The organism is Streptomyces sp. CBMA152 (assembly GCF_014596475.1).
In the GTDB taxonomy this organism is placed as follows: Bacteria; Actinomycetota; Actinomycetes; order Streptomycetales; family Streptomycetaceae; genus Streptomyces.
Map to the genome: position 1 here is coordinate 99273 of NZ_MECJ01000032.1, position 24997 is coordinate 124269.

At 70.5% G+C, this 24997-nt stretch carries 30 protein-coding genes; 18 read left to right on the forward strand and 12 right to left on the reverse strand.

What is annotated here, in order from left to right; translation table 11 throughout:
- Positions 1 to 186 precede the first annotated feature (186 nt).
- Positions 187 to 354 (reverse strand): hypothetical protein, encoded by a 168-nt coding sequence (locus BG418_RS32620; RefSeq protein ID WP_188277655.1) that lies wholly within the window; start codon positions 352 to 354, stop codon positions 187 to 189.
- Between the two features lie 168 nt (positions 355 to 522).
- Here BG418_RS32620 and BG418_RS32625 point away from each other — a divergent pair, with 168 nt between their 5' ends.
- Both BG418_RS32625 and BG418_RS32630 read left to right on the forward strand, forming a co-directional pair.
- On the forward strand, positions 523 to 1053 hold the full coding sequence (locus BG418_RS32625) for an FBP domain-containing protein (RefSeq protein WP_188277656.1): 531 nt from the start codon (positions 523 to 525) through the stop codon (positions 1051 to 1053).
- Between the two features lie 170 nt (positions 1054 to 1223).
- Positions 1224 to 3110, forward strand: coding sequence for a glycoside hydrolase family 5 protein (locus BG418_RS32630; protein ID WP_399001239.1), 1887 nt, complete (start codon positions 1224 to 1226; stop codon positions 3108 to 3110).
- 7 nt (positions 3111 to 3117) lie between these two features.
- Here BG418_RS32630 and BG418_RS32635 read toward each other — a convergent pair whose 3' ends face one another.
- The 5 genes from BG418_RS32635 to rpmG form a co-directional block, all read right to left on the reverse strand.
- Entirely contained in the window at positions 3118 to 3639 is a 522-nt protein-coding gene (locus tag BG418_RS32635) for a histidine phosphatase family protein (RefSeq protein WP_188277658.1), read from the reverse strand.
- Positions 3636 to 4352: a hypothetical protein gene (locus BG418_RS32640; protein WP_188277659.1), complete on the reverse strand. Its 717-nt coding sequence runs from the start codon at positions 4350 to 4352 to the stop codon at positions 3636 to 3638. Before BG418_RS32640 ends, BG418_RS32635 begins: the two co-directional genes overlap by 4 nt.
- 84 nt (positions 4353 to 4436) lie before the next feature.
- The gene (gene rpsR / locus BG418_RS32645) at positions 4437 to 4673 is read right to left on the reverse strand and encodes a 30S ribosomal protein S18 (protein ID WP_188277660.1); all 237 of its coding nucleotides are present in this window, start codon (positions 4671 to 4673) and stop codon (positions 4437 to 4439) included.
- Positions 4674 to 4705: 32 nt separating this feature from the next.
- Positions 4706 to 5881, reverse strand: a complete 1176-nt coding sequence (locus BG418_RS32650) for a GTP-binding protein (protein WP_188277661.1) — start codon at positions 5879 to 5881, stop codon at positions 4706 to 4708.
- On the reverse strand, positions 5878 to 6081 hold the full coding sequence (gene rpmG / locus BG418_RS32655) for a 50S ribosomal protein L33 (protein ID WP_188277662.1): 204 nt from the start codon (positions 6079 to 6081) through the stop codon (positions 5878 to 5880). The genes BG418_RS32650 and rpmG overlap by 4 nt, the downstream gene beginning before the upstream one ends.
- 85 nt (positions 6082 to 6166) lie before the next feature.
- Between rpmG and rpmB the strand changes: the two genes are divergently transcribed.
- Positions 6167 to 6403, forward strand: a complete 237-nt coding sequence (gene rpmB / locus BG418_RS32660; RefSeq protein ID WP_188277663.1) for a 50S ribosomal protein L28 — start codon at positions 6167 to 6169, stop codon at positions 6401 to 6403.
- Positions 6403 to 6708: a 30S ribosomal protein S14 gene (rpsN, locus tag BG418_RS32665; RefSeq protein ID WP_188277664.1), complete on the forward strand. Its 306-nt coding sequence runs from the start codon at positions 6403 to 6405 to the stop codon at positions 6706 to 6708. Before rpmB ends, rpsN begins: the two co-directional genes overlap by 1 nt.
- 78 nt (positions 6709 to 6786) lie before the next feature.
- Here the strand turns inward: rpsN and BG418_RS32670 are convergent, their stop codons facing one another.
- Positions 6787 to 7680 (reverse strand): peptidoglycan-binding protein, encoded by an 894-nt coding sequence (locus tag BG418_RS32670; protein ID WP_188277665.1) that lies wholly within the window; start codon positions 7678 to 7680, stop codon positions 6787 to 6789.
- A 457-nt stretch (positions 7681 to 8137) separates the two neighbouring features.
- On the opposite strand from BG418_RS32670, the gene BG418_RS32675 reads away from it, so the two are divergent.
- Complete coding sequence (locus tag BG418_RS32675) at positions 8138 to 9481, forward strand: AMP-binding protein (RefSeq protein WP_188277666.1); 1344 nt, start codon at positions 8138 to 8140, stop codon at positions 9479 to 9481.
- On the opposite strand, the gene BG418_RS32680 is transcribed toward BG418_RS32675, so the two are convergent.
- Positions 9441 to 10409 (reverse strand): helix-turn-helix domain-containing protein, encoded by a 969-nt coding sequence (locus tag BG418_RS32680; protein WP_188277667.1) that lies wholly within the window; start codon positions 10407 to 10409, stop codon positions 9441 to 9443. The two genes, BG418_RS32675 and BG418_RS32680, sit on opposite strands and share 41 nt — an antisense overlap.
- 249 nt (positions 10410 to 10658) lie before the next feature.
- Between BG418_RS32680 and BG418_RS32685 the strand changes: the two genes are divergently transcribed.
- From BG418_RS32685 to BG418_RS32695, 3 genes are all read left to right on the forward strand, one after another.
- Entirely contained in the window at positions 10659 to 10946 is a 288-nt protein-coding gene (locus BG418_RS32685; protein WP_188277668.1) for a DUF2087 domain-containing protein, read from the forward strand.
- 158 nt (positions 10947 to 11104) lie between these two features.
- Complete coding sequence (locus BG418_RS32690; protein ID WP_188277669.1) at positions 11105 to 11950, forward strand: VOC family protein; 846 nt, start codon at positions 11105 to 11107, stop codon at positions 11948 to 11950.
- A gap of 66 nt (positions 11951 to 12016) precedes the next feature.
- On the forward strand, positions 12017 to 12580 hold the full coding sequence (locus BG418_RS32695; RefSeq protein WP_188277670.1) for a PadR family transcriptional regulator: 564 nt from the start codon (positions 12017 to 12019) through the stop codon (positions 12578 to 12580).
- Between the two features lie 15 nt (positions 12581 to 12595).
- Here BG418_RS32695 and BG418_RS32700 read toward each other — a convergent pair whose 3' ends face one another.
- Together BG418_RS32700 and BG418_RS32705 are read right to left on the reverse strand one after the other, a co-directional pair.
- A complete protein-coding gene (locus BG418_RS32700) occupies positions 12596 to 13843 on the reverse strand; it encodes a glycosyltransferase (RefSeq protein ID WP_188277671.1) in 1248 nt (415 codons plus the stop codon).
- On the reverse strand, positions 13806 to 14657 hold the full coding sequence (locus BG418_RS32705) for a MerR family transcriptional regulator (protein WP_188277672.1): 852 nt from the start codon (positions 14655 to 14657) through the stop codon (positions 13806 to 13808). Before BG418_RS32705 ends, BG418_RS32700 begins: the two co-directional genes overlap by 38 nt.
- Positions 14658 to 14802: 145 nt before the next feature.
- Between BG418_RS32705 and BG418_RS32710 the strand changes: the two genes are divergently transcribed.
- On the forward strand, positions 14803 to 15204 hold the full coding sequence (locus BG418_RS32710) for a MerR family transcriptional regulator (protein ID WP_188277673.1): 402 nt from the start codon (positions 14803 to 14805) through the stop codon (positions 15202 to 15204).
- Here BG418_RS32710 and BG418_RS32715 read toward each other — a convergent pair.
- Both BG418_RS32715 and BG418_RS32720 read right to left on the reverse strand, forming a co-directional pair.
- Positions 15135 to 15575: a signal peptidase I gene (locus BG418_RS32715; protein WP_188277674.1), complete on the reverse strand. Its 441-nt coding sequence runs from the start codon at positions 15573 to 15575 to the stop codon at positions 15135 to 15137. The genes BG418_RS32710 and BG418_RS32715 overlap by 70 nt on opposite strands.
- A 44-nt stretch (positions 15576 to 15619) precedes the next feature.
- Positions 15620 to 16429 carry an SDR family NAD(P)-dependent oxidoreductase gene (locus BG418_RS32720; protein ID WP_188277675.1) on the reverse strand — a complete coding sequence of 270 codons (810 nt, stop codon included), beginning with the start codon at positions 16427 to 16429 and terminating at the stop codon, positions 15620 to 15622.
- Positions 16430 to 16711: 282 nt separating this feature from the next.
- On the opposite strand from BG418_RS32720, the gene BG418_RS32725 reads away from it, so the two are divergent.
- The 9 genes from BG418_RS32725 (at position 16712) to BG418_RS32765 (ending at position 24972) form a co-directional block, all read left to right on the forward strand.
- Positions 16712 to 17785: a type III polyketide synthase gene (locus BG418_RS32725; protein WP_188277676.1), complete on the forward strand. Its 1074-nt coding sequence runs from the start codon at positions 16712 to 16714 to the stop codon at positions 17783 to 17785.
- A 12-nt stretch (positions 17786 to 17797) separates the two neighbouring features.
- Entirely contained in the window at positions 17798 to 19027 is a 1230-nt protein-coding gene (locus BG418_RS32730; protein ID WP_399001194.1) for a cytochrome P450, read from the forward strand.
- Between the two features lie 43 nt (positions 19028 to 19070).
- On the forward strand, positions 19071 to 19655 hold the full coding sequence (locus BG418_RS32735) for a cupin domain-containing protein (protein WP_188277677.1): 585 nt from the start codon (positions 19071 to 19073) through the stop codon (positions 19653 to 19655).
- Positions 19652 to 20884 carry a cytochrome P450 gene (locus BG418_RS32740; protein WP_188277678.1) on the forward strand — a complete coding sequence of 411 codons (1233 nt, stop codon included), beginning with the start codon at positions 19652 to 19654 and terminating at the stop codon, positions 20882 to 20884. The genes BG418_RS32735 and BG418_RS32740 overlap by 4 nt, the downstream gene beginning before the upstream one ends.
- Positions 20885 to 21058: 174 nt before the next feature.
- Positions 21059 to 22543 carry a penicillin-binding protein 2 gene (locus BG418_RS32745; RefSeq protein WP_188277679.1) on the forward strand — a complete coding sequence of 495 codons (1485 nt, stop codon included), beginning with the start codon at positions 21059 to 21061 and terminating at the stop codon, positions 22541 to 22543.
- Positions 22544 to 22723: 180 nt separating this feature from the next.
- The gene (locus BG418_RS32750; RefSeq protein WP_188277680.1) at positions 22724 to 23098 is read left to right on the forward strand and encodes a hypothetical protein; all 375 of its coding nucleotides are present in this window, start codon (positions 22724 to 22726) and stop codon (positions 23096 to 23098) included.
- Positions 23099 to 23282: 184 nt separating this feature from the next.
- Positions 23283 to 23918, forward strand: a complete 636-nt coding sequence (locus BG418_RS32755) for a hypothetical protein (protein WP_188277681.1) — start codon at positions 23283 to 23285, stop codon at positions 23916 to 23918.
- Positions 23919 to 24058: 140 nt separating this feature from the next.
- On the forward strand, positions 24059 to 24361 hold the full coding sequence (locus BG418_RS32760; protein ID WP_188277682.1) for a hypothetical protein: 303 nt from the start codon (positions 24059 to 24061) through the stop codon (positions 24359 to 24361).
- 113 nt (positions 24362 to 24474) lie between these two features.
- Positions 24475 to 24972, forward strand: a complete 498-nt coding sequence (locus tag BG418_RS32765; protein ID WP_188277683.1) for a peptidylprolyl isomerase — start codon at positions 24475 to 24477, stop codon at positions 24970 to 24972.
- Positions 24973 to 24997 lie beyond the last annotated feature (25 nt).

Genomic DNA, 24997 nt, shown 5'->3' on the forward strand with positions numbered 1-24997 from the left:
TTCTTTTCGCATTCTGGTCGGGGCGGGGGCGTTCGGGAACGCCGCGCCGACGAGCGGGGAGGGTGCGTCGGGGACGTCACCAAGATCAACACGGTGAGATTACCAATCCGCCACAAACGACCCGACATACCGCCCGTATCCATGGCCGAAAACCATCGCAGGGCGCCACCGCTCCACCGACCGGCGTCAGTCCCGCTTCGAACCGCCCCGCTCCTTCTTCGCCGGACCGGACGGCCGGGCGGGGTGCGGCTCCATTTCGTGCAGCTGGGTGCGGAGCAGCAGGTCGGCGAGGTCGGCGCCCGGTTTACGGGCCTCCGCGCGCAGGGCGTCACAGCCAGGACAGCCGTACTGCATCGCCGTCTGTCCTCTCGCGCGGAGTGATGTGCCGGTGCGGGCAACTCCATCACGCCGACCACCGTCGACCCGTACAGCGAAACGATTCATCACTCCGATGGCCGCGCCCGAAATGACCGCGCTCAAATTCGGATGCCCGCCCGACAACGTCTGTGTACGGTCCACCGAGTGGAGCCTTTGACCGAGAACACCATCCGTTCGTCCTTCGTGAACTGCACGAAGGGCGAGGCACGCCGACTGCGGCTGCCGCTCGACTTCGCCGAGACGCCCTGGCAGGACCTGGACTTCCTCGGCTGGGTGGACCCGGGTGCGCCGCTGCGCGCGCACCTCGTGATCCCCCGGCCGGACGGACCGCTGGGCATCACCCTGCGCGTCCCGGGCGCAACCCGCACCAGCGCCATCAAGTCCAGCATCTGCCAGGTGTGTCTGACGGCCCACGCCTCCTCCGGTGTGTCCCTGCTCGCGGCCCCGCTCGCCGGGGCACGCGGACGCGAGGGGAACACCGTGGGCATCTACGTCTGCGCCGACCTCGCCTGTTCCCTGTACGTACGGGGCAAGCGCCAGCCCAAGCTGCGCGCGGGCCGGCCCGGCGAGACGCTCGGGTTCGCCGAGAAGGTCGCGCGGACCATGGAGAACCTGGACGCGTTCGTGGCCAAGGTCGTGGCGACCGCCGACAGCACGCCCACAGCCATAAGGTGAGCCGCCGTCAGGTTCAGGGGTGCACGGGTCTGGCCGGTTCACCGACCCGCCGGTAACTTGTCCCTGCCCTCGTCGGCGGCGACCGCGCCGAGGGGCTGCTCGTCGGGCGGCCCCCGGCGGGCACGGCCGCCCACGACCAGGCAGGTGACGTGAAGACGTTCGTACGCGCGGTGTGCCGCGCACTCGTGGCGGGCCTCGTGCTGACGGGCGTCGCCGTCCCGAGCGCGGCGGCCGCCCCCACCCCGTCCACCGGGACGTGGACCGCTCCCCTGTCCACCCGGGGCCGCTACATCGTGGACGCCGACGGAAACCGGTTCCGGCTCAAATCGGCCAACTGGGACGGGGCACAAGGCTCCTGGACCGGTTCGGGCGATGTGAACGACCCGGCCAACCACCACAGCGGCCAGGACTCGTACGGCATCCCGCTCGGCCTGGACCGGGTCGCCATCCCCACGCTTCTGGGCGACTTCCACGCCCTGGGCATCAACAGCGTGCGCCTGCCGTTCTCCAACGAGATGATCCACACCACCGCCCCGGTGCCGGACGCCGCCGTCGCCGCCAATCCCGCGCTGCGCGGCAGGACACCCTTGCAGGTGTACGACGCGGTGGTGGCGGCGCTGACCGCCGACGGTTTCGCCGTCATCCTCAACAACCACACCAACACCACCCGTTGGTGCTGCGGCGTCGACGGCAACGAGCGCTGGAACAGCCGGCAGACCACCCGGCAGTGGGCCGACGACTGGGTGTTCATGGCTCGCCGCTACCGGGACAACGCCCGCGTGGTGGGCGCCGACCTCTACAACGAGGTGCGCCGCGACATCCTCGACGACCCCAACTGGGGCCTGGGAGACGGCCACGACTGGTTCGCCGCCGCGCAGGAGGCCGGGGACCGCATCCTGAGTGAGGCCAATCCGAACCTCCTCATCATCGTCGAGGGCATCAACTGGACCGGCATCCCCGCCGACGGCCTCCCCCACGGCCGCCCGCTCCTCACCCCCGTCCGCACGCTCTCCCACACGCTCGTGGTCTCCGGAAAACTCGTCTACTCGGCCCACTTCTACGGCTACACCGGCCCCCACCACAGCGGCGCCACCGGCCTCGGCGAGACCCATGACCCGCGCTACCAGGACCTCACCCCCGACCAACTGGCAGCCGCGCTTCACGACGAGGCGTTCTACGTCTTGGCCGAGAGCGGGCAGCACTTCACCGCGCCCGTGTGGATCAGCGAGTTCGGCGTCGGCTCCGACGAGGGCGGAGCGGCCGCACGTGCCTGGTTCTCCCACTTCACCGGCTATCTCGCCACCGCCGACGCGGACTTCGCGTACTGGCCGCTCGTCGGCTGGAGCACCGACAACCAGGGACGGCCCGGCGGGGACAGTTGGGCGCTGCTCCGTTACGACCGGGACGGGCATCGCTCCGGGATCCTGGACGGCACCGACTGGCGGGCCGACACGTTGCGCGGGCTGATGACCGCACCGCAGAGGTCCGGTTACGTCCCATCCGTTCCCACTTGGCACATGCTCACCACCGATCACGCCGACGCCGTTCAGTCCTTGCGCGTACGGTCCCTCGGCGACTGGGACAGCGGGGCGCGCAAGGCGGTCTGCCCGGACGGCGAACGGCTCATCGGCATCGGCCACACCCAGGGCCGGGGGCTGTGCACCGACACCGCGACCGACGGAGATCTGCGCGCGCCGGGCCTTGTGCAGACTGTGGTGCGGGACGAGCGGTACGTCCCTCCGGGCGGCGACTGGGCCTCGGGATACAGCAAACTCCAGTGTCCCCAGGGCCAGTTCCTGCTCGGCTACAGCCTGCGGGGAGACGCGGTCTCCGCCGCGCTGTGCGCACCCGCCCGCAGGACGCTCGGGAGCGCGTCTCGTACGGTCTGGTTCGACCGGGGCGACAACCGCCCGACCGGCGACCCCGGCGGCGAGTTCGCGTACGGAAACTACAAGGGGCAGTGCGGGTCCGACGAGTACGCGGCGGGGCTCGCCTACACCAACGCCATCGGCCATCGGGGCCGCCCCGACGCGCTGCTGTGCCGCGCGCTGGTCTGACCGGCGTTCAGGGCCGTTGCCCGCGCGGGACGGCGAAGTCGGTCAGCAGGGCCGTGCCGGGGGCGAGGACCGACCAGGGCCCGCGCCAGGTCAGCACCGCGATGGCCGAGGTGGGGAACTTGGTCCGGGCCCGGTCCAGGGTGTCGCCCAGCGCCTCACCGGTGAGCAGCAGCGTCAGGTCCTGGACACCGGGGTTGTGCGCGACGAGCAGCAACGTCCCGATGATGTCGGGGACTTCGCGTACCGCGTCGAGCAGGTCCCTGTCCTCGGCCGCGTAGAGGCGGGGGTCGTGGCGGGCGGGCGGCGGGCTGCCCAGTTCGGCGGCCGCGAGCTCCCAGGTCTCGCGGGTGCGGCGGGCGGTGGAGCACAGCACGAGGTCGGGCAGACAGTCCGCCGCGCTCAGCCACCGTCCCGCTGCCGGGGCGTCGCGCAGCCCGCGCGGCCCCAGCGGCCGTTCGTGGTCGGGCACGCCCTCGGGCCAGGCCGACTTGGCGTGCCGCAGGACCACGAGCCGCCGCAGCGGCCTCATGCCCGCGCCCCGGCGGGCGAGCGGCCGATCTCACGGGTCAGTTCGAGGCCGAGGACGCGGTCGAGCCGGGCGAACGTCTCGAACTTGGCACCCGGCGGTACGTCCGCGTCCGCCTCCAGATCGTCCAGGAGCCGCAGCACGGCGGCCGCGTCGAGGCTGTCCTCCAGCGCGGCGCGCGCGGTACGCACGAGGTCGGCGCAGAGCGGCTTGGACGGGTGGTCGGCCCACCCGGCCACGGCGCGCCGCCACCGCGCGAGCCGGAGCTCCGCCTCGTCGAAGGCGTCGGAACCGACCTCGACCGGTTCGTGGTACGGGCGGCCGAGCAGCACCAGCCGTACGGCGAGCGCGTCCACGGGGCCGGTCGCGGGCTCGGTCATACGCGCCTCGGCGATCCGCAGACACGCGCCGCCCCCACCCTCGTACGCCCGGCTGGTCAACTGCACGGCCGGTGGGCCGCCCAGGGCCTCGGCGATCTCCTCGGGGGTGCCGGTGGCGTCGGCCGGACGGATGCCGGCGGCGTCGGCCGAAGGGACGTCGGGGCCGGTCCACCCGGTGAGGACGGCTCGGCCCCGCAGCTCGACGACCCGGCCCAGCACGTCGGCGGCGAGCAGCACCCGCAGCCCCGTCAGCTCACCCGGGCCCTCGGCCACCGGCACATGAGCACAGACCCGCAGCGGCCCCGGCCCGGCGAGATGATCCACGATGCGCAGCACGGCATGAGCCTAGGCGCTCGGCCTCCCATCGGCAGGTCTCGTACGGCTGAGGGGCCGAAATTGATCCCGTCCGGGGCAGTCGCCTCAGCGCGAGGCGTACGGGATCAGGGCCATCTCGCGGGCGTTCTTGATCGCGCGGGCGAGTTCGCGCTGCTGCTGTGCGCTGACCCGGGTGACGCGGCGGCTGCGGATCTTGCCCCGGTCGGAGATGAACTTCCGCAGCAGGTCGGTGTCCTTGTAGTCGATGTACGTGATTCCGGCGGCGTCCAGCGGGTTGGGACGCGGGGCGGGCTTCTTGTCGGTCTTGCGGCGCGTGGGCATGGCGTACTCCTGAAAAGTCGGTGGCGGGGATCTCAGTGGACGGGGTCGAGGAGGTCGTCGAAGGCGTGCGGAAGATGGCGCCAGCCCTCGGGGCCCGCCGCGTACTCGTCGTCGGTGAGCAGACAGCACTCCAGGGCCGTGAGGAGGCCGTCGCGGTCCAGGCCCGGTGAGGTGAAGGTGAGGTGCTGGGCGCGGTCGCCGTGTTCGGGATGCCAGTCCATGGCGGCGGCGACCCGGCGGACCGGAGGCACCAGTTCCCAGGCCGCGTCGGGCAGCGAGGCGAGCCAGGGACCGGCGTCCTCCACGCACAGCGCGCCCCCGGCCGCGTCCCACATCAGCAGCGTGTCGGGCCGGTCGGCGAGCCAGAACCGGCCCCGGCTGCGTGCGGCCGCGCAGGTCAGGTCCTCCAGCGCGGCGTACAGCCGGGCCGGATGGAAAGGCCGGGTGCGGTGCCACACCAGGGTGGCGACGCCGTGCTCGTCGGCCTCCTGGGGCAGCAGCGCGCAGGCCGGGTGCTGGCGTTCGGCCGCCGCCCGGACGTCGAATCCGCCCCGAGCGGCGGCGGCGAGAGTGCCCTCTCCCAGTGTCAACTGCTGTGCGGTGCAGTGGAGTTGCGTGAGCAGGGCGAGGTCGGCCGGGTCGGGGTGCTCGGACGGGGCGACGGCGAGGACGTTCGCGTACTCCAGCTGCCGGGCCAGCGTGTCGGCGACCGTGCGCTCGTCGCTCGGCGCCGCCGCGAGTCCGTGCTCGGAGAGGTCGTCGCCGCAGCCGAGGCTGGAGAGCAGCAGCTCCGGGTCGACGGCGGTGACGACGCCCACGAGATCGAGCACCGCGCCGGAGTGACGCTCGCCCACGTGGGTGCCGACGACGACCTCGGCCATCGCCTTGGGCTCGACCGAGTCCCACAGTTCCACGACCGCGAGCGAGCAGGTGCCGCTGTCGGCGATGCGCAGCAGCTCGGGCACCAGGTCCTCGCGCAGTGCGCAGCACGCGCAGTCGTTGACCAGCGGTGTCTCGTGCGTACGGGTGTGGCCCGCCGCGTCGAACACGCCGGCCCGCACCACGCCGTCGGCGGCGGTGCTCAGGTCGTGGTGCAGGACCACGGCGCCGGGTGTCGAGAGCAGCAGTTCGTCGACGGCCGCCCGGCGGACGGCCGCGTGCAGCCCGGCGACCAGGACCACGGGCAGCCGGGGTTCGTCGGGGCTCATCGTTCCTCCCGGAAGTCGACATGCCGGCTGACGACCGGGTCGTACTTGCGCAGGGTGAGCCGGTCGGGGTCGTTTCTGCGGTTCTTGCGGGTGACGTAGGTGATTGGGGTCTCCCCTGCTCGAACGGAGTTGAGAGCTTGGGGAACGGTGCCTGCGGTGGAGCGCAGCTTGATCACCGGGCGCAGTTCGTTGCGTGCCATGCCGAGGACTATACAGAAATGGTTTTCATTACCGTTAAGGTGGTGGCGTACGGATCACCCGTCGCCCAGCGAGAAAGGCTCCCGCATGTCCGCCCACTGCCAACTCACCGGCCGCAAGCCCGGGTTCGGCAACGCCATCTCCCACTCCCACCGCCGCACCCGCAGGAGGTTCGACCCCAACATCCAGCGCAAGCGCTACTGGCTGCCCAGCGAGGGACGCCATGTGCGCCTGACCTTGAGCGCCAAGGGCGTGAAGACCGTCGACAGCATCGGCATCGAGCGGGCCGTCGCCCGTATCCGGGCCCGCGGGGAGAAGATCTGATGGCAAAGAAGAGCAAGATCGCGAAGAACGAGCGGCGCCGCGTGGTCGTCGCCCGGTACGCCATACGGCGCGCCGCCCTCAAGGCCATCATCCGGGACCCGCGCAGCTCCCCCGAGGACCGCGCCGCCGCCCAGGGCGAACTGTGCCGCCAGCCCCGCGACGCCAGCGCCACCCGTATCCGCAACCGCGACGCGGTGGACGGCCGCCCGCGTGGCTATCTGGGCACCTTCGGCCTCTCCCGCATCAACGTCCGCGCGCAGGCGCACGCCGGACTGCTGCCGGGGGTGCGCAAGTCGAGTTGGTGACGCCACCGCGTCCCGGCGACCGCTGGGACGCGGTGTACACCCTCGGGCCTCGGGCACGTCGGGGAGCCCGGGGCCGGATCAGACCACGGTGAAGCCGTGGCGGGCGCCGAGCCGGGTGAGGGTGTCGCGGCCGGGGATCCCGTCCGCGTCCGCACCCGAGTAGCCGCAACGTTTCTGCCAGGCGGCGTACGCCGTCTTGGTCTTGGTCCCGAAGGACCCGTCCACCCAGGCGGCACCGAGCAGCCCCTCCGCATTGAGGGCGCGCTCCACGATCAGGACGTCCGCCTTGTACGTGGTCCCGCCCTGCGGAAGGCCCGGGTCGCGGTTGGCCGCGGCGATGACGTGCGCCAGCGACACCTGCTGGGACGGGGGCGGCGGCCCGCCGATGAACCAGGGCCAGGAGCCGGGGTCCTGATGGTCGTTCTCCGGGACCTGCTGGTGTCCGTACCACCCGCCCCGGGTCTCCCATATGTGTTCGTCGCGGTGCGAGGTGAAGTCGACCGGCCGCCCCATCGGCCAGGTGTCGGCCACGCCCCAGGAACGCACCCATGCGTTCAGCCCCGCCCAGCCGGTGCACGGGGTGTCGACGAGCCGGGCGTAGACTTTGCCGCTCGCGCGGCAGTACGGGAAGAAGTGCGCCTCGATCTGGATGACCACCGAGCCCGCTCTGTTCGTACGGGTCCCGCCGGGTAAGTCGACGAGGGACTTCGACCGGGAGTTCGCCGGGAAGAACTGGGTGAGCGCGCCGGTGAAGGGCGACCAGAGCAGATGCGGGGCGGACGACTTGCCGTCGGGGTTGCGGCCGAACCAGTCCTGGAGGTTCGCGTACGGCACCTGGTCCTGCGGGTGGCTGGCGGTGGCGTTCTTGTCCCAGGTGATGTGGGCGATCGCCTTGGCGGGGTAGCCGGAGTCGGTGGGGGCGTGGTCGCCCACGTCGATGCGTTGGGCACCGGGAAGCCAGAGTTCGGGCATGGGGGTCTCCAGAGCTGAGCCCCTGGGTGCGGGGCTCGCGTGGGGGATGAGCCTTGGGGGGATGGCTCATGCTGGGGATGAGGTGGGGGGACCGGATTCGGTCTCTACTGAAAGGTGTTCCCGCCGGTAACAGGTCAACGCCCCACCGTTCGAAGGAAGTTGAAACATTCGAACTGCGAGACGCCGAGCCGGCTCCGCACCCTTCACCGGGCGGCCCGCATCGCCCGTCCCCGCCCTCGATGGGGCCGACCAGGATCGGCGACCATGACTCACTGGCTGCCGCCGCACCACGTCCCACCAGCTCCGCCGAGCCCGCGTGCACGATCCGGCAACGTGCGTGCACGCATCGTCAAGGACATCTCAAGTCGGGCCTCGTTGAATGAGGCGCAAGCCGACCAGGAGGGGCAGGCAGTTGAACACCCCATCGCCAGCAGATCACGGATCAGCCCACGCCGACATGTTCGTCCGGGACAACTTACCGCCCGCGCTGCTCCAGCCCGACCTGCTCCTCGGAATGCCCCATCTGCGCTTCCCGGCACGTCTGAACTGCGCGTGGGAACTTCTCGACGGGGCCGGGTCGTTGGACCGGTCGAAGCGTCTCGCCGTGCTGTCGCCGCACGGCGTGCGCTGGACGTACGGGCAGCTCACCGCCGAGGTCTCCCGTATCGTCCATGTGCTCACCGAGGACCTGGACCTCGTGCCCGGCAACCGGGTGCTGCTGCGCGGGGCAAACACCCCGATGCTGGCGGCGATCTGGCTCGCGGTCGTCAGGGCGGGCGGGGTCGTGGTGGCCGCGCCCATGTCGCTGCGGGGCCAGGCGCTTGCCCATGTGATCGACAAGGCGCGGGTCACGCATGTCCTGTGCGAGTCCGCCCTACGGTCCGAACTTGCAGCGACGGGCCGGGCACCCCGGACGATGTACTTCCTCGATGACGAGGCGGACACCGGCACCGGCACCACCCTCGAACAGGCCATGGTGACCAAACCGGACTGGTCGCTCCCGGTCGACACCACCGCGACCGACCCCTGCCTGATCGCCTTCACCTCCGGCACCACCGGAACGCCGAGGGCCACGATCCACTCGCACCGCGATGTGATGGCCGCGTGCAACTCCTTCCCCCTGCACGTCCTGCGGGCCACCGGCGACGACCGGTTCATCGGCTCCGCGTCACTGACGTCCACGTACGGGCTCGGCGGACTGCTTCTCTTCCCGCTGCACGTGGGTGCGACGACGGTGCTCCTCGACGACCCCACGCCCCGCCAACTCGCCCGTTCCATCTCGAAGTTCAAGGCGACCGTGTGCTTCGGCGCCCCGGACATCTACCGCGCGGTCTGCGCCGAGCGGACCACGTACGACATGTCCTCGCTGCGCGAGTGCGTGTCGACCGGGGAGCCGCTGCCGACCGAGACCCGCCGCAGGTGGAAGCGGCGTACGGGCAGCGGTCTCATCGACGGGCTCAGCTCGACCGAGATGTTCCACATCTTCGTCGCGATGCGCGGCGAGGAGGCCTGGACCCGGCCCGGCGCGATGGGTCGGCCCGTGCCCGGCTATCTCACCGCGATCGTCGACGAGTCCGGGCGCCCGCTCCCGCACGGCGAGGTCGGCGCCCTCGCCGTCAAGGGACCGACAGGTTGCCGCTATCTCGACGACGATGAGCGTCAGCAGGACTACGTGCGCAACGGCTGGAACTTCACCGGCGACGCCTGCTGGACCGACGAGTACGGCTTCCTCTACTACCACTCCCGCACGGGCGGCCCGCTCAGCGGTTCAGGGCTGCCTCGCGATAGTCACGCGGGCTGATTCCGTACGCGGCCCGGAACGCCCGGCTGAAGTGGGCCGGTTCTATGAAGCCCCAGCGGGCGCCGATGGCGTACACCGGCCGTCGGCGCAGGCCGGGGTCGGTCAGGTCCCGGCGGCAGCGTTCGAGCCGCCGGGACCGGATCCAGGCGGCGATGGTCATGCCGCGCGAGTCGAAGACCTGGTGGAGCTGGCGCAGGGACATCCGGTGCGCGGCGGCGACGGTCGCCGGGGTGAGGGAGGGGTCGCTCAGGTGCCGGTCGATGAAGTCGCAGACCTCGACGCGCAGGGCCTGCTTGCGCGACTCGGGCGTCATCTGGTCCTCCACGGCCAGCCGCCGCCCGAGCACGGCGGCGAGCAGGTCGATCGTCACCGACGCCAGGGCGGGGATGTCGTCGAAGGCGCACTCGTCCGCGCGGGCGTCGAGGTCGGCGAGCCAGCGCCCGAACACCCCGCCCATCCCGTGGTCCGCGGCGATCGGGGTCGCGGTCACGCGCTGGACCACGTCCCCGGGCAACGGGAGCCGGGTCCGGGGAAGTTGGACCACCGTCATGGACGACAGCTCGCCGTCGAACCCCCCGTCGAACGGACGGCTGCTGTCCACGACCATCAGTTCTCCGGCCCGCAGCACCGCCTCCCGCCCGCCCTGCGCGACCCGGCCGCGCCCCGACATGAGGACGTTGACCTGGTACACCTCGGGGTCGTCCTGCCGTATCAGCTTCGGTGTACGGGTGATCTCCACACTCGGGTACGTCAGCGTCGACACCCGTACATCGCCCAGGTCGAGCACGCGCAGCGAGGCGTGGAAGTCCGGCGCCGACTCGCTGCGCAGCCAGTTGCGCACGTGCGACTGACCGGCCAACTCCGTCCAGAGCGCGAACCGTTCCCTCGCGGGCACGGCCTCGGTACTGAACTCGCTCACCAGCCCCATCTCACACCCCCGCTGTGCCAGACGTCCGACCGGGGCGCGAGCATGGCACAAATGTTCGTAGGACGTCGAGCAAAGCTTCGGCCATCCCGCTCCCCGTTTCCCTTCAACTGTCGCACGGGGTGCGGTGTTTCGTGGTCGTCACCCCCCGCCCGCCGACCTTCGCGCGCAGGCCGACCGAGCCCCCGGTATCGCCCCCTCCCGGCAAAAATACGTTGCCGGGCCGACAACCGGTACGTCAGGCTTCCGGCCATGTCCGAGAACAGAACCAGCCCTCCCCAAGCGACCTCGCACGGCGTGGCCTCGCTCTTCTCCCACGGCCGCCTGACGGCGATCCCCCGCAAGGCGGCCCGCCGCGAGCAGCTGCTCGCGCACCTCCAGGAGACGCTGTTCGAGCCGGACCGCACGTACACCGAGCGCGAGGTCAATGACGCACTGCTCACCGTGCACGACGACTACCCGGCGCTGCGCCGCTACCTGATCACGGCGGGCCTGCTGACCCGCACCCGAGACGGCGCCAGCTACCAGCGCGCCGCGTAGCGGGTCGCCGCCCGACGGTCTCGGTAACTAAGCGCTACCATCCCACCCCCTCCGTCACGTAACGTAGTCGATATATCAAGTGACTGGATGCGGGACGTCCGTTTTGCGGGAAGATGGTGAGGCAGGAAGCCGTCAGGCGATAGCGATCGGCATCAGCGATGGACAGGACAACGACAGTCCCGGATTCCAAGGCCTCATCGAGTGCGGCGGTGTTCGGGGCGCCGTGCTGGGTGAGTCTCATGGCGCGGGACCTCGCTCCCGCACTCGACTTCTATGGCGCCGTGTTCGGCTGGACGTTCCGGACCGGAGGGCTCGGTGAGCAGTTCCGGGTGGCCCTCGACAACGGCCAGCCGGTGGCCGGCATCGGAGCGCTCGCGCCGGAACTGCAGGTGGCGGTCGCCTGGACTCCCTATTTCGCGGTCGAGGACGCCGACACGACCGCCGGACGCATCCGTGAGCGCAGCGCCACGGTCGCCGTGGGCCCCGTCTCCTTCCAGACCGGCCGCGGTGCGCTCGCCGCCGACCGGGACGGCGCCGTGTTCGGCATCTGGCAGGGCAAGCTCGTCGCCGACTGGGAGTCCTGGCGCGACCGGGAGCCCGCGTGGCTGCGGCTGCGCACCCGTAACGCCTTCGAGTCGGCGATCTTCTACGGAGAGGTCCTGGACTGGGCGAACGAGCGGCCGGGCTGCTGCGACGTCCAGTACGAGGCCGACGAGGTCGTGCTGCGGCACGCGGGCCACATCGTCGCCCGCCTCAGCTCCGGCGCCCTCGAAGCCGCACCGGACCCCACCCTCCGTCCGCACTGGGAGGTCCACTTCGTCACGGTCGACGTCCCCGCCAAGACGGCGACCGCCCGTGCCCACGGCGGCGTGGTGATCGACCAGGGCACCGGCACCACCGGCCCCTGGGCGACGGTCCGGGACCCCGACGGCGCCACGTTCACGATCAACACCCGGGCCACCCCCGCACCGCCACCGCCGGCGGCGGCGGCGGCGGCAAAGTAATCCGCATTAGTCATCAATGTGATTACTCGAATACGCACCTATTAACGCAAGTGCTAACTTGGCGCAATGGCATTGCGCAACGCGGTCCTCGCCGCGCTCCTGGAAGGTGAGGCCTCCGGGTACGACCTGGCCAAGGGGTTCGACGCGTCCGTGGCCAACTTCTGGATGGCGACCCCGCAGCAGCTCTACCGCGAGCTCGACCGGATGGAGTCCGACGGCCTGATCGAGGCCCGCGTCGTGCAGCAGGAACGGCGGCCCAACAAGCGGCTGTTCTCCCTCACCGACGCCGGGTACGCGGCGCTGCGGTCGTTCACCGCCGAACCGCCCAGGCCCAGCGCGATCCGCGATGAACTGCTGGTCAAGGTGCAGGCCGTGGACGCGGGTGACGCCGAAGCCGTCCGCGCCTCGATCGCCGAACGGCTGGAGTGGGCACGGGCCAAGCTGGCCCGCTACGACCGGCTGCGCGCCCGACTGCTCGACGGGCGCACCGAGGACGACTTCCTGGCGGGCGCCGAACGCGTCGGCCCGTATCTGACCCTGCTGCGGGGCCGCGCGTTCGAGCAGGAGAACATCCGCTGGGCCGAGCGGGCGCTGGCCGTTCTGGAACGGCGCGCGCACCACTTCACGTAGTCACATTCCAGGACGTCATCCCGCCAGCCGGGCCACCGCCGACGCCACCCGGCCCGCCCCGTCCTCGCCTGCCATACGGCGGGACAGGTCGGCGGCGGCACGGGAGGGGGCTGAATCGCGTACGGCCCGGCCGAGTGCGTCGGCGAGGCGCTCGGCGGTGAGGCGTTTGAACGGGATGGCGCACGGGGCCGCGCCCAGGGCGACGAGGCGGGCCGCCCAGAACGGCTGGTCGGCCGTCACCGGCACCGGGACCGCGGGCACCCCCGCGCGCAGGGCCGCCGCCGTCGTGCCCGCGCCTCCGTGATGGACGACCGCCGCCACTCTCGGGAAGAGCAGGGCGTGCGGGAGTTCGCCGACGGTGAGCACGTCGTCGCCGGAAGCGTGGAGTCCGGCCTGGCCGGTCTGGAGGATGCCGCGCAGTCCCGCGGAGCGCAGGGCCCGTACGGCGAGTTCGCCGAGGCGTTCGCCTTCGCCCGCCGCCATGCTGCCGAAGCCGATGAAGACGGGGGGCGGGCCCGAGCGGAGGAAGTCCTCGACAGCTGTGGGGAGTTCGGCGTCCGGGGCGTGGTACGGCCACCAGTTGCCGACCGCTTCCAGGCCGTCGCGCCAGTCGCGCGGCTGCGGTACGACGGCCGGGCTGTAGCCGTGCAGCACGGTCCAGCCGGGCTCGGTCCTGCTGCGCACTTCGCCCGGCGTCGCGGCGGGCAGGTCGAGCCGCGCCCGCAGGTCCCTGACGGCCTCGGTGAAGACGCGGTCGACCATCTTCAGCGAGAAGCGTCCCATCGCCCGGTTGCCCCACGCCCCGAGCGACTTGGCGCCCGCGACGACCGGGGCGAACTCCCTTGTCGGGTGCGTCGGTTGCAGATAGACGCCGAGGCCGGGTGTCCCGGTGGCCTCGGTGATGTGCCAGCCGAGCGGGGCCGTGGTCGTGGAGAGCAGCATCAGCTCGGTGCCCTGCTCGACGGTGTCGGCCAGCCCTCCGGCCAACTCCTTCACATACGCGCCCGCCGCGCGCATCAGCGCACGCTTTTCGGGTGCGGAACCGGCCCCCGATGTGGTCCCGCTCCCGTTCCCGGACGCGGCCTTCGCCCGGGGATCGCCGGGCAGGGGCCGGAATTCGAGCCCGGCGGACTTCACGAGAGCGGCGAACGACTCCGGCGCCGCGAGCGCGACCTCGTGTCCTTCGCGCCGGAGGTGGGCGCCGAGACCGGTGTACGGGGCGACGTCACCGTACGATCCGGCAGCGGTGATCAGAATCTTCATGGCTGTCCTTGAGGTGTCCGTCGGACGTGAGAGGTCCTTCGGAGGCGGCTTGACGTGCGGCGTTGGCCTCCACGGCGGTACGCAGATACGTGGCGAGGCCGGGCCGTTGCTGTGACGCGGGCACGACGAGTGCGAAGGCGCGCGGGTCCCGGGCGAAGTCGTCGGCGATGCGCCGATGCATCTCGGGCGGGCAGGACGTGAACCAGCGCGCGATATGGCGGCGGTGCTCCTCGGCGAGGTCCATGGCCTGCTCCGACTCGGCGGGACGGCCGTCGTCGAATGCGGCGAGCAGGTCCTCGCGCCACGCCGCCGCCTCGGCCATGATCCGCGCCCAGTCCTCCTTGGTATGGGCCGCGGCACTGGCCATCGACTGCCGGTGGCCGTCGCTGTCCTGCCACTTGAGCTGCGCCTCGGTGGCGTAACTGAGATCGAAGGCGATCTCCCCGAAGACCTCGAACCGCTCCTGCGGTGTGAGCCGTACGCCGGTCTGCTGCACGGCCATGGCCTGCTCGGCGACGTCCATCATCCGCCGGAGCTTCCCGATCTGCTCGCTCAGCCGCTTGTGGCGGGCGCGCAGTTGGTCCAGGGCGTTGGCCTCGGGGTCCTCAAGGATCGTGGTGATCTCGTCGAGGGAGAACCCGAGCTCCCGGTAGAAGAGGATCTGCTGGAGCCGTGCCAGGTCGGCGTCGCTGTAGAGCCGATAGCCCGCGGGGCTGCGCTCACTGGGTGTGAGCAACCCCGCGGTGTCGTAGTGGTGCAGGGTGCGCACGGTGATCCCGGCGAACCCGGAGACCTGGCCGACGGAGTAACTCATCGCGGTGCCTTTCGTCGTGATCGAGCGTGCTGCCTCACGTGACGTGAGGGTCAAGCCGATCACACGACGGCGTTATGCTTGAACCATCACATGGATGTGAAGGTTGAGCCGCCCGGAGCCGGGCGACGGGACGTGGGGCGATCGCATGCGTATCGGAGAGTTGTCACAGCGCACCGGCACGCCCCCTCGGCTGCTGCGGTACTACGAGGAGCAGGGCCTGATCGGCGCCGACCGCACGCCCAACGGCTATCGCGAGTACGACGACTCCAACGTGAACCGGGTCCTGCAGATCAGGGGGCTGCTCGACGCGGGGCTGCCCACCAGGATCATCAAGCAGATCCTGCCGTGCCTGGACGAGCCCCTGGCCAACCACTTCTCCGACGTGACCCCGGAGATGGTCGCGGGCCTCGAACTCCACCGCGACCGTATGACGGCGCGCATCAACTGCCTGACCCGCAACCGCGACGCGGTGGCGCACTACCTCGACGCGCTGGGCCCGCGCGGCGACGGGGCCGGGGACACCTCGGCCGACTCGCCCACCCGATAGCCCGCCACCGACGGCCAGCGGACGGTGAGCACCACGGACTCCTCCTCCGCGTACCAGGAGTGGTCCACCCCGCGCCCCCACACGACGTAGTCACCCTGCTCGCTCAACGTCACACTGCGGCCCGGAAGTTCCACCCGGAAGCGCCCGCTGATCAGCACCAGCAGCGCCGTGCGCTCCTCGCCGGTCACCCATTGCGCCCGCTCGTCGCCGCGCGGGTGGACACCCCACTTGATCTCGACGGCTTCGCTGTGCCGGGGGTCCCCGGCGTCCTTGAAGTGCCCGAGCAGCCAGCCCCGGTCGAGCGCGGCGTCCTTGCCCGCGTTGCCCACGTACACATCGGCCACATCAGCCACTTCCACGACTTCGTTCATGGCATGGGAGCCTAATCGGCCGCTGAAGGGAGCCTCCTCGCTCCTCAGATCAGCGTCCTCCCGCCGTCCAGCGGCACGAACGTGCCCGTGACCTTGCTCGCAAGGTCACTGGTCAGCAGGACGACCGCGTCCGCCACGTCCTCCGGCAGGATCGGCTTGGGCAGCGGGGTGACCTCGGCAGTGTGGGCGATCAGGGTCGCCTGGAACGGGCCCGCGTTGGCATCGGTGGGGACGAAGCCCGGGGCGAGGGTGTTGACGCGGATGTTATCCGGCGCCAACTCCCTTGCCAGGGACCGGCCTACGGCGTCCTGGGCGCTCTTGGCCGCCGCTATCTCGACGGGTACGGGGTACGGGTTGTGCGTGGTGGACGCGCCGATGAGGACGATCGAGCCGCCGCCCGCCCGGCGCATCCCGGGGACGACGGCATGGCAGCACGCGAGGGTCGCGTCGAGTTGGGAGGCGACCGCGTCCCGTACCGAGGCGATGCCGTCGGGGGTGTCGATGAAACACCCTCCCGAAGCCCCGCCCCGCGCCGCCCCGGCCCTCGCGCCGATCCGGTCCGTGCCGACCATGACGTTGCAGACCAGGACGTCGATCGGGCCGAGCGCTTCCGTGGCCGTCGCCACCATCGTCCGCACCTGTGCCAGATCGCACACGTCGCCCGCGACCGCGATCGCCCGGCTGCCCGACTTCTCGATGTCGGCGACCACGCGCGCGGCGGCCTCGGCGCTGCGGAGGTAGTTGACCGCCACGGACGCGCCGTGCGCGCCCAGCGCACGGGCGACGGCCGCGCCGATCCCACGGCTCGCACCCGTCACCAGAGCCACCCGGCCCGCCAGCAGTGACGACGACATGACGTCTCCCCTCGTATCCCCTTGAAGCACCCCATCACTCGGCGCCCCAAGATCGCACACGTCGGCGCACCCGGGACCCGTCACCGTCGCGGATGCGCCACACCGCGCATCCGCGACCGTCAAGCGTCACACGCGCCATCCGAATAACACTTTTGTGTACTTTCAGGGTGATCTGGGATTTCCTGTGGCATAGGCCGGGGATGATCATCCACGGCTGTCCGGCAGCCCGCCCGCCCCGTGTCACGAGGCCGGTGTCGCCTACCCCTCCAGGATGTTCCGCCCATGGCTGTCTTGTGCCGACCTGCCGTCGCCGTGCCCGAGCATGTGATCACCTCCGAGCAGACGCTCGACCTGGTGCGCACCGTGCACGCCGGCCATCCCCAGCTGGCGCTCGCCCTCCGCCTGATCGAGAACACCGGGGTGGCCAAGCGGCATCTGGTGCAGCCGCTGGAGGAGACCCTGCGCCACCCGGGGTTCGAGGTGCGGAACAAGGTGTACGAGGCGGAAGCCAAGGCGCGGGTGCCGCAGGTCGTACGGCAGGCGCTGGACACCGCGGAGCTCACGGCACGGGACATCGACCTGATCGTCTATGTGTCGTGCACCGGGTTCATGATGCCGTCCCTGACGGCCTGGCTGATCAACACCATGGGATTCCGGCCGGAAACGCGTCAGGTACCGATTGCACAGCTCGGCTGTGCCGCGGGCGGCAGCGCGATCAACCGCGCGCACGACTTCTGCACCGCCTACCCCGACGCCAACGCCCTCGTCGTGGCCTGCGAGTTCTGCTCGCTGAGCTATCAGCCGACCGACCTGGGCGTCGGCACGCTGCTCTCCAACGGCCTGTTCGGCGACGCCGTGGCCGCCGCCGTGGTGCGCGGCTCGGGCGGCACGGGGATCCACCTTGAGCGCAACGGCTCGTATCTGATCCCGCAGACCGAGGACTGGATCGCGTACGCGGTCCGCGAGACCGGGTTCCACTTCCTGCTCGACAAACGCGTCCCCGGCACGATGGAGTCGCTGGCGCCCGCCCTCGGACGGCTCGCCGACGAACATGGCTGGAACGCGTCGGACCTGGACTTCTACATCGTCCACGCGGGCGGCCCGCGCATCCTGGACGACCTCTGCAAGTACCTCGGGGTGCCGCCGGAGGCGTTCCGCTTCAGCCGGGCCACGCTCACCGAGTACGGGAACATCGCCAGCGCCGTCGTCCTCGACGCGCTGGGCCGCCTGTTCGACGAGGGCGGCGCCGAGCACCGGGCCAAGGGCCTGATCGCCGGGTTCGGGCCCGGTATCACCGCCGAAGTGGCGCTGGGCCACTGGACGTCGACGGCGGCGAAGAAATCCGTAGAGGTATAGGAGGACAGGGCCGTGGAGGAGAAGACCGTGCAGAACGACGCGACCGCGAGTGAGTCGACCGTCCACTTCTGGGCCCCGCCGGATCTGCCCGGCCTGGCCTTCGATCCGCTGCTGCACCGGCTGCTGCACGAGGAACCGGTCGCCCGCGTCCGGCTCCCCAACGGCGAGGGTCACGCGTGGCTGGCGACGCGGTACGACGACGTACGGTTCGTCTCCGTCGATCCCCGGTTCAGTCGGCAGGCCGTCATGGGGCGCTCCGTCACCAGGCTGGCCCCGCACTTCATCCCGCTGCCCGGGGCCGTCGGATTCGCCGACCCGCCGGACCACACCCGGATGCGGCGCGTCGTCGCCAGCGCCTTCACCGCCCGCTCCATGCGCCGGCTGCACGAGCACGCGCAGGGGGTGATGGACGGTCTGCTGGACCGGATGGAACGCAAGGGCGGCCCGCTCGACCTGGTGGCCCACCTCAACCGGCCCTTCCCGCTCGCCATGGTGTGCGCACTGACGGGCGTGCCCGACGAGGACCAGTCCAAGATGGCGCACTGGTCGGACACCATCATCTCCGCAGGACGCGGCCGCGAGGCGAGCGAGCAGGCGAAGGCCGAGATGGCCGCGTACTTCCACGATCTGTTGGCCCTGCGCCGGACCGAGCCGCGCGAGGACCTGGCGGGCGTGCTGGCCGGGGCCGTCGAGGACGGCACGCTCGACGTGGACGAGGCCGTCGGGCTCGCCGTGCTGATCCAGATCGGCGGCGCGCACGCGGTGCGCAACAACAGCGCCAACATGGTGTACGCGCTGCTCACCAAGCCCGCACACCTCGCCCGGCTGCGCGCCGAGCCCCAACTCCTGCCGCAGGCCGTGGAGGAGCTGCTCCGCTACATCCCTCACCGCAACGCGGTCGGCCTCTCCCGGATCGCCCTTGAGGACGTCGAGGTGGGCGGGGTGCTCATCCCCGAGGGCGACCCCGTATACGTCTCGTATCTCACCGCCAACCGCGACCCGCAGGTCTTCGCCGACCCCGAGCAGCTCGACTTCGACCGCACGCACAACCCGCATGTCGCCTTCGGCCACGGCCCGCACTACTGCCCCGGCGCCACGCTGGCCCGGATGGAGTCCGAGATCCTGCTCCGCTCGCTGTGGGACCGCTTCCCGGAGCTGAAGCTGGCCGTGCCGGAGGACGAACTGGTATGGGAGCGCGGGGCGTTGATCCGGGGGCCGAAGGAACTGCCGGTGACCTGGTGACGGATCCGATGAACCGTCAGTGACCATCCGAGAGGAGACAGCCGTGGACGACCTCGATCCGTACACCCGCCCCATCGACGGTCTGGTGATCCCGCCCGGCGGCGGTCGCACGATCCGGACCGCCGCGCAGCAGGTGACCTTCAAGGTCACCGGTACGCACTCGGCCGTCGCCTCCACCTTCGAGGTGGTGGTGCCGCCGGGCTTCGACGTCGGCGCCCACGCCCACAGCCGCAGCGAGGAGCTGTTCTACCTCCTCGAAGGCGAGCTGGACGTGATGGCGTTCGAGCCGAAGGTGCGGACCCGCGACGACTGGCGGGAGTGGGAGTCCCGTTCCGGCGAGCGCCACATCCGGGCGACGGCGGGCACGATGATCCTGGTGCCGCCCGGCTGTCCGCACGCCTTCGCCAACCCGACCGGCCGCCCCGCCCGCATGCTCTTCCAGGCCGCCCCTCCCCCGGACCACGAGCGCTACTTCGAGGAGCTGCTCGAACTCCTCAACAGCGGCGGCGAGATCGACCCGGCCGCCGTCCAGGAGCTGCGCGTGCGGTACGACATCGAGCAGCTGACCCCCCTGCGGCACACCCCTCCCGTACAAGCGCCGACCGTGAACGCGGGGGTCACGTCATGACCGAGGACGTACGCACCGACGCGCCCCGCACCTCCGACGGGGCCACGCCGCACTTCTGGCCGGTGGAGCACCTGGACGCCCTGGAGTTCGACCCGCTGCTGCACCGGCTGTTGCGGGAGGAGCCGGTCGCGCTCGTCCGGATGCGGTTCGGCGAGGGCAGCGCGTGGCTGGTGACGCGGTACCAGGACATCAAGGAGGTCACCTCGGACCCCCGGTTCAGCCGGGCGCTGACCGTCGACCGGCCGGTGACCAGCATGACCCCGCATGTGGTGGCGCCCGCCGGGGGCATCGGCCGCACCGACCCGCCCGACCACACCCGGCTGCGGCGGCTGCTCGCCCAGACCTTCAACCGCAAGCGGGTCGCGGCGCTGAAGGTGGAGGCCGAGGCGATCGCCGAGGAGCTGGTCGGCGCCATGCTGGCCCAGGGGTCGCCCGCCGATCTCACCGAGTGCGTGACCGGGCCGATGCCGGAGCGGGTGATCGGCAAGCTGCTCGGCGTGCCGGAGGACGACCTCGGCCGGCTCCAGGCCTGGCGGGCCGTCATCCTCTCCAGCGATCACTCGCTTGAGGAGAGCAACGCCGTGAAGGCCGAGATCGCCGGGTACTTCCGGGAGCTGGCGGCGCACCGCGTGGACCACCCCGGCGACGACCTGTTCAGCGAACTGGTCGCGGCCCGGGCCACCGACGAACTCAGCGCTCCCGAGCTGATCTCGCTGGCCGTGATGATCGTACTGAACGCGCTCGACCAGGTCCGCAACCAGTGCTCCACCATGGTGTACACCCTGCTCACGCACCCCGACGAGCTGGCGCGGCTGCGGGCGGATCCGGAGCTGCTGCCCATGGCGATCGAGGAGTTGCTGCGGTTCATCCCGCAGCGCAACGGTGTGGGACTGCCCCGGATCGCGACCGAGGACGTCTGTGTGGGCGATGTGGTGATCCGTGCCGGGGAGGCGGTGTACGTCTCGTATCTCGCCGCCAACCGCGACCCGGAGGTCTTCACCGAGCCGGACCGGTTCGACCTGTCCCGCGACGAGTCGCCCAACCTCGCGTTCGGCCATGGCGCGCACTACTGCCTCGGGGCCGCGCTCACCCGGATGCAGTGCGAGGTCATCCTCGCCACGTTGCTGCGTCGCATGCCGGGGTTGCGTCTCGCGGTCGCGCCGGAGCAGGTGCGGTGGCGCCGGGGGTCGATCAACCGGGGCCCCGAGACGCTGCCGCTCACCTGGTGAGGACGGGCGACGGGCGGACCGGAGGCCGCCCGTCCGCGTTGCCTTCGAGCGGCGTTTTCTGATATCGGGCAATGTCGAACTAAAGTTCATTTGTTCGCAACCACCCGCATCGGCATTCACATCTTCCCCACAAGGAAGACGCACAGCGATCGCCGGTACGGAGTGAACACGACGATGAACAAGCCGCTGCGGCATGTGGCCGTATTCTGCGGGGTCCTCATATGCGCCCTGCTCCTACGGACCACCTGGGTCCAGTTCGTCCAGGCCGACGACCTGGACAACGACTCCCACAACACCCGGGTGAAGATCCGCCAGTACGCCCAGCCCAAGGGCGACATCATCGTCGACGGCAAGCCCGTCACCGGCTCGGTCGAGTCGCCGCCCACTTCGTACCTCAAGTACAAGAGGGTCTACAAGAACGGCCCGATGTACGCCCCCGTCACCGGCTACGCCTCCCAGACCCAGGGCGAGACCTTCCTGGAGTCCATCTACAAGAAGCCGCTGGCCGGTACGGACAACCGGTTCTCCCTCGATCGGGCCGCCGACTTCTTCACCGGCACCAAACCGCGCGGCGCGGACGTGCTCACGACCATCAACGCCAAGGCGCAGGAGGCGGCGTACAAGGGGTTGATGGACATCAACGCGCGCGGCGCGGTGGTCGCGCTCGACCCGAAGACCGGCAAGGTCCTGGCTCTCGCCTCCACTCCCTCGTACGACCCGTCGGTCTTCGCGGGCGAGTCCTTCAAGGAGAGCGACAAGTTCAAGGCGCTCATCGCCGACAAGAGCAAGCCGCTGGCCAACCGGGCACTGCGCGAGACCTATCCGCCCGGCTCCACCTTCAAGATCCTCACCGCCGCGGCCGCCCTGGAGCACGGCGCGGTCACGGACATCAACGCGAGTTCCGGCGCCGCCTCCCCGTACCGGCTGCCGCTCTCCACGACCACGGTCGGCAGCGAGGCCGGGAACGAGGTGTGCGACAAGGCGTCGATGAAGACCGCGATGCAGCACTCCTGCAACAACGTCTTCCTGGACGCGGCGTCGAAGGTGGGCGCGGACAAGATGCGTGAGACGGCGGAGAAGTTCGGCTTCAACAAGGACGTCTACGACAAGGAACTCGGCGATCTGCTCGCCTCCAAGAGCCTGTACCCCGACAAGCTCGACAAGCCGGGTGTCGCCCTCACCGGTATGGGCCAGGGCAGCCTCACCAGCACGCCGATGCAGATGGCGATGGTGACGGCCGCGCTCGCCAACGACGGCAAGCTGATGCAGCCGTACCTCGTCGACGAGGTGCGCGCCCCCGACCTCTCCACGATCGAGAAGCACCGCCCCAAGGAGATGAGCAAGCCCGTCTCCCCGCAGACCGCGCGCAAGGTGCAGGAGATGATGGAGTTCACCGCCAAGGAGGGCAGCGCCAAGCGCGCCCTGATCGACGGGGTCACGGTCGGCGGCAAGACCGGCACCGCCCAGCGGGGCGTCGACGTCAACAAGGACGTCCCGTACGGCTGGTTCGTCTCGTACGCGAAGAAGGGCGACGAACCCGCGGTCGCGGTCGCGGTGTTCATCGACCCGACGGCGATGGACATCTCCCGCGAGGACATCTCGGGCGGCAAGCTGGGCGCGCCGATCGCGAAGAAGGTGATGCAGGCGGTGCTCAACTAGACGTGGGTAAGCGGGTGTTCGACCTGTGACAACTACCGCCCAGGTTTACCCCCGAGCACCGCGCTGGTTGGACGCGCTCGGCCGTGCGCCCGGCGCACCATGGGGCTCGCGTGGCACCGACCGGCCACGCCGTTCAGTTCCACGGAGACCGACCGGTCCACGGATACGAGGGGGAACACCATGCTCAATGTGCGCAGGAGCGCGCTCGCCGGCGCCCTGGTGGCGGTGTGCGCGGTGACGGGGCTCAGCGTCGGACAGGCGTCCGCCGCCGAACGCCCCGCGCTGAGCGGGACGTACAGCGTCGACGCCAACAGCAACGTACGGACCACCCCGCACGTCCGCGCGGGCACGGTCGTCTACACGACGACGGCGAGCCGCCCGATGGACGTCTACTGCTGGGCGCGCGGGGACTACGTCAACTCGGGCGGGTACCACACGAGCATCTGGTACGAGGGCTCGTTGTGGACGGGCAGTCGGTACCTCGACGACGTGTACGTGTGGGGCGGCAACGTCAACACGCCGCACGACCCGCCGGCGGGTCTGCCGCAGTGCTGATCGCGCGCGGGAGATAGACGCGGAAGATCGGCATGGCACCGCCCGGTACCACCCTTCGGTGGCACCGGGCGGTTTCCATTTCGCCGCCCCCGTCCCCCCTTCGTCCCAGTTCGGTGACTGATCCCCAGATGACCATTGTGCGGCGATACGGTCACCGTGCGTACCAGACCTTGGGGGACACACCATGCGCAAGATCCTGCTCGCGACCGCCGCTGCCGCCTGCCTCGCCCTGACCGCCTGTCACAACGACAACAGCGGCAACGCCGCGAAGTCGCCGACGACTCCGCCGCCCACCGCTCCCTCGCCGACCACCCCGGCGCCCTCGCCCTCAGCGCCGGACACGGGCCCGGCCGCCCAGGCCTTCGGCGAGCCGTCCCGGACCGTGGGCGCCAACACCGTCGGCATTCTGGAGATCACGCCGATGTCCGTGGTCTACGTCAAGAAGGGCGGCGGGCAGACGTCCAAGTACGGCACGTTCGCGATCGTCACGATGGACGAGAAGTCGCTCAGCGCCAACCCCGCGAGCGAGACGCTGGTCGCCAAGGGCGGCGGCTGGCACTGGCTAACCCCCGACGGACGGCGGATCGCCGAGGACTCGGGCAACGCCGCCAAGGTGGCCCTGGTCAAGTTCCGGCACTCCGACGCCATCGTGCCCGGCGCCCACCAACTCCGCGCCAAGGTCTTCGACCTCACCCCCGCCCAGGCCAAGGGCGGCCGGATCGACTACATCGACGGCACCGCCTCCTCCGACCGCTGGACCGTCCCGGCCAAGGACTCCGGACCGCAGGTCGCCGACGTCAAGAAGGAGCTGATTCCCTGAGGCCGACCGCGTCCCGCCGCGTGGGGAATCCGTCCGCCCGGGAGGAGTCAATCCAACTGTGCGCGCGGTGAGTTGGCTTGCCGGTCCACTTGGCCGGGAATGGCCATACCGTTCCGCTGTGCACCAGCGAGGAGGGGCGTGTGGACAAGGACGAGGAACGCCGATTGTGGCTCATCGCGCCGGAGATCACCCGGACCACGATCCGCCTGCTGCGAACAGTGGTCGGGCTCGAACCCGCGGAGCGGGTGCCCGAGGAGGCGCTTCGGGTGGCCGACGAGGTACTGGCCGAGCACGGCACCGACGGGCTGCGCGTACTGCTCATGAGCATCACGGGATGGACGGCGGTCGGCATCGAGACCAACGCCCATCTGACCGGCAAGTCGAACGAGGCCTATCTCGACGAGATGGAGCTGACCTGCCTGGAGGCGAACGCCGACAGCTGACGCCCTGATCTCGGTGGGCCTCGGACGGCCTCCGACCGGCCCCGTACGCGGAAAACCGCCCGTACGAGGTGCCCGGAGAGCGGGTTGTCGCTGCAGGATGTCAGGATGGGGGCATGACGACCAAGGTCTACTTCGACATCACCATCAACGACGAGCCCTCCGGGCGGATCGTCTTCAACCTGTTCGACGACGTGGTTCCCAAGACGGCGGAGAACTTCCGCGCGCTCGCCACGGGCGAGAAGGGCTTCGGCTACGCCGGTTCGTCCTTCCACCGTGTCATCCCCGCCTTCATGCTCCAGGGCGGCGACTTCACCCGGGGCAACGGCACCGGTGGCAAGAGCATCTACGGCGAGAAGTTCGCCGACGAGAACTTCAAGCTCAAGCACACCAAGCCGGGCCTGCTGTCCATGGCCAACGCGGGGCCGAACTCCAACGGCTCGCAGTTCTTCATCACCACCATCGTGACCGACTGGCTGGACGGCAAGCACGTCGTCTTCGGCGAGGTCGCGGACGAGGACAGCATGAAGCTCGTCAAGAAGATCGAGGGCCTCGGCTCGTCGAGCGGCGCGACCAAGGCGAAGATCACCATCGCCGAGTCCGGCCAGCTCTGACGGACCCCGTGGTGGGCCGCACCCC

Coding starts and splice junctions, on each gene's coding strand:
- BG418_RS32620 (WP_188277655.1), bottom strand. CDS start 354: ATGCAGTACGGCTGTCCTGGCTGTGACGCCCTGCGCGCGGAGGCCCGT.
- BG418_RS32635 (WP_188277658.1), bottom strand. CDS start 3,639: ATGAGGCCGCTGCGGCGGCTCGTGGTCCTGCGGCACGCCAAGTCGGCC.
- rpsR (WP_188277660.1), bottom strand. CDS start 4,673: ATGCCCACGCGCCGCAAGACCGACAAGAAGCCCGCCCCGCGTCCCAAC.
- BG418_RS32650 (WP_188277661.1), bottom strand. CDS start 5,881: ATGAGCCCCGACGAACCCCGGCTGCCCGTGGTCCTGGTCGCCGGGCTG.
- rpmG (WP_188277662.1), bottom strand. CDS start 6,081: ATGGCACGCAACGAACTGCGCCCGGTGATCAAGCTGCGCTCCACCGCA.
- rpmB (WP_188277663.1), top strand. CDS start 6,167: ATGTCCGCCCACTGCCAACTCACCGGCCGCAAGCCCGGGTTCGGCAAC.
- rpsN (WP_188277664.1), top strand. CDS start 6,403: ATGGCAAAGAAGAGCAAGATCGCGAAGAACGAGCGGCGCCGCGTGGTC.
- BG418_RS32670 (WP_188277665.1), bottom strand. CDS start 7,680: ATGCCCGAACTCTGGCTTCCCGGTGCCCAACGCATCGACGTGGGCGAC.
- BG418_RS32675 (WP_188277666.1), top strand. CDS start 8,138: ATGTTCGTCCGGGACAACTTACCGCCCGCGCTGCTCCAGCCCGACCTG.
- BG418_RS32680 (WP_188277667.1), bottom strand. CDS start 10,409: ATGGGGCTGGTGAGCGAGTTCAGTACCGAGGCCGTGCCCGCGAGGGAA.
- BG418_RS32685 (WP_188277668.1), top strand. CDS start 10,659: ATGTCCGAGAACAGAACCAGCCCTCCCCAAGCGACCTCGCACGGCGTG.
- BG418_RS32690 (WP_188277669.1), top strand. CDS start 11,105: ATGGACAGGACAACGACAGTCCCGGATTCCAAGGCCTCATCGAGTGCG.
- BG418_RS32695 (WP_188277670.1), top strand. CDS start 12,017: ATGGCATTGCGCAACGCGGTCCTCGCCGCGCTCCTGGAAGGTGAGGCC.
- BG418_RS32700 (WP_188277671.1), bottom strand. CDS start 13,843: ATGAAGATTCTGATCACCGCTGCCGGATCGTACGGTGACGTCGCCCCG.
- BG418_RS32705 (WP_188277672.1), bottom strand. CDS start 14,657: ATGAGTTACTCCGTCGGCCAGGTCTCCGGGTTCGCCGGGATCACCGTG.
- BG418_RS32710 (WP_188277673.1), top strand. CDS start 14,803: ATGCGTATCGGAGAGTTGTCACAGCGCACCGGCACGCCCCCTCGGCTG.
- BG418_RS32715 (WP_188277674.1), bottom strand. CDS start 15,575: ATGAACGAAGTCGTGGAAGTGGCTGATGTGGCCGATGTGTACGTGGGC.
- BG418_RS32720 (WP_188277675.1), bottom strand. CDS start 16,429: ATGTCGTCGTCACTGCTGGCGGGCCGGGTGGCTCTGGTGACGGGTGCG.
- BG418_RS32725 (WP_188277676.1), top strand. CDS start 16,712: ATGGCTGTCTTGTGCCGACCTGCCGTCGCCGTGCCCGAGCATGTGATC.
- BG418_RS32740 (WP_188277678.1), top strand. CDS start 19,652: ATGACCGAGGACGTACGCACCGACGCGCCCCGCACCTCCGACGGGGCC.
- BG418_RS32745 (WP_188277679.1), top strand. CDS start 21,059: ATGAACAAGCCGCTGCGGCATGTGGCCGTATTCTGCGGGGTCCTCATA.
- BG418_RS32750 (WP_188277680.1), top strand. CDS start 22,724: ATGCTCAATGTGCGCAGGAGCGCGCTCGCCGGCGCCCTGGTGGCGGTG.
- BG418_RS32755 (WP_188277681.1), top strand. CDS start 23,283: ATGCGCAAGATCCTGCTCGCGACCGCCGCTGCCGCCTGCCTCGCCCTG.
- BG418_RS32765 (WP_188277683.1), top strand. CDS start 24,475: ATGACGACCAAGGTCTACTTCGACATCACCATCAACGACGAGCCCTCC.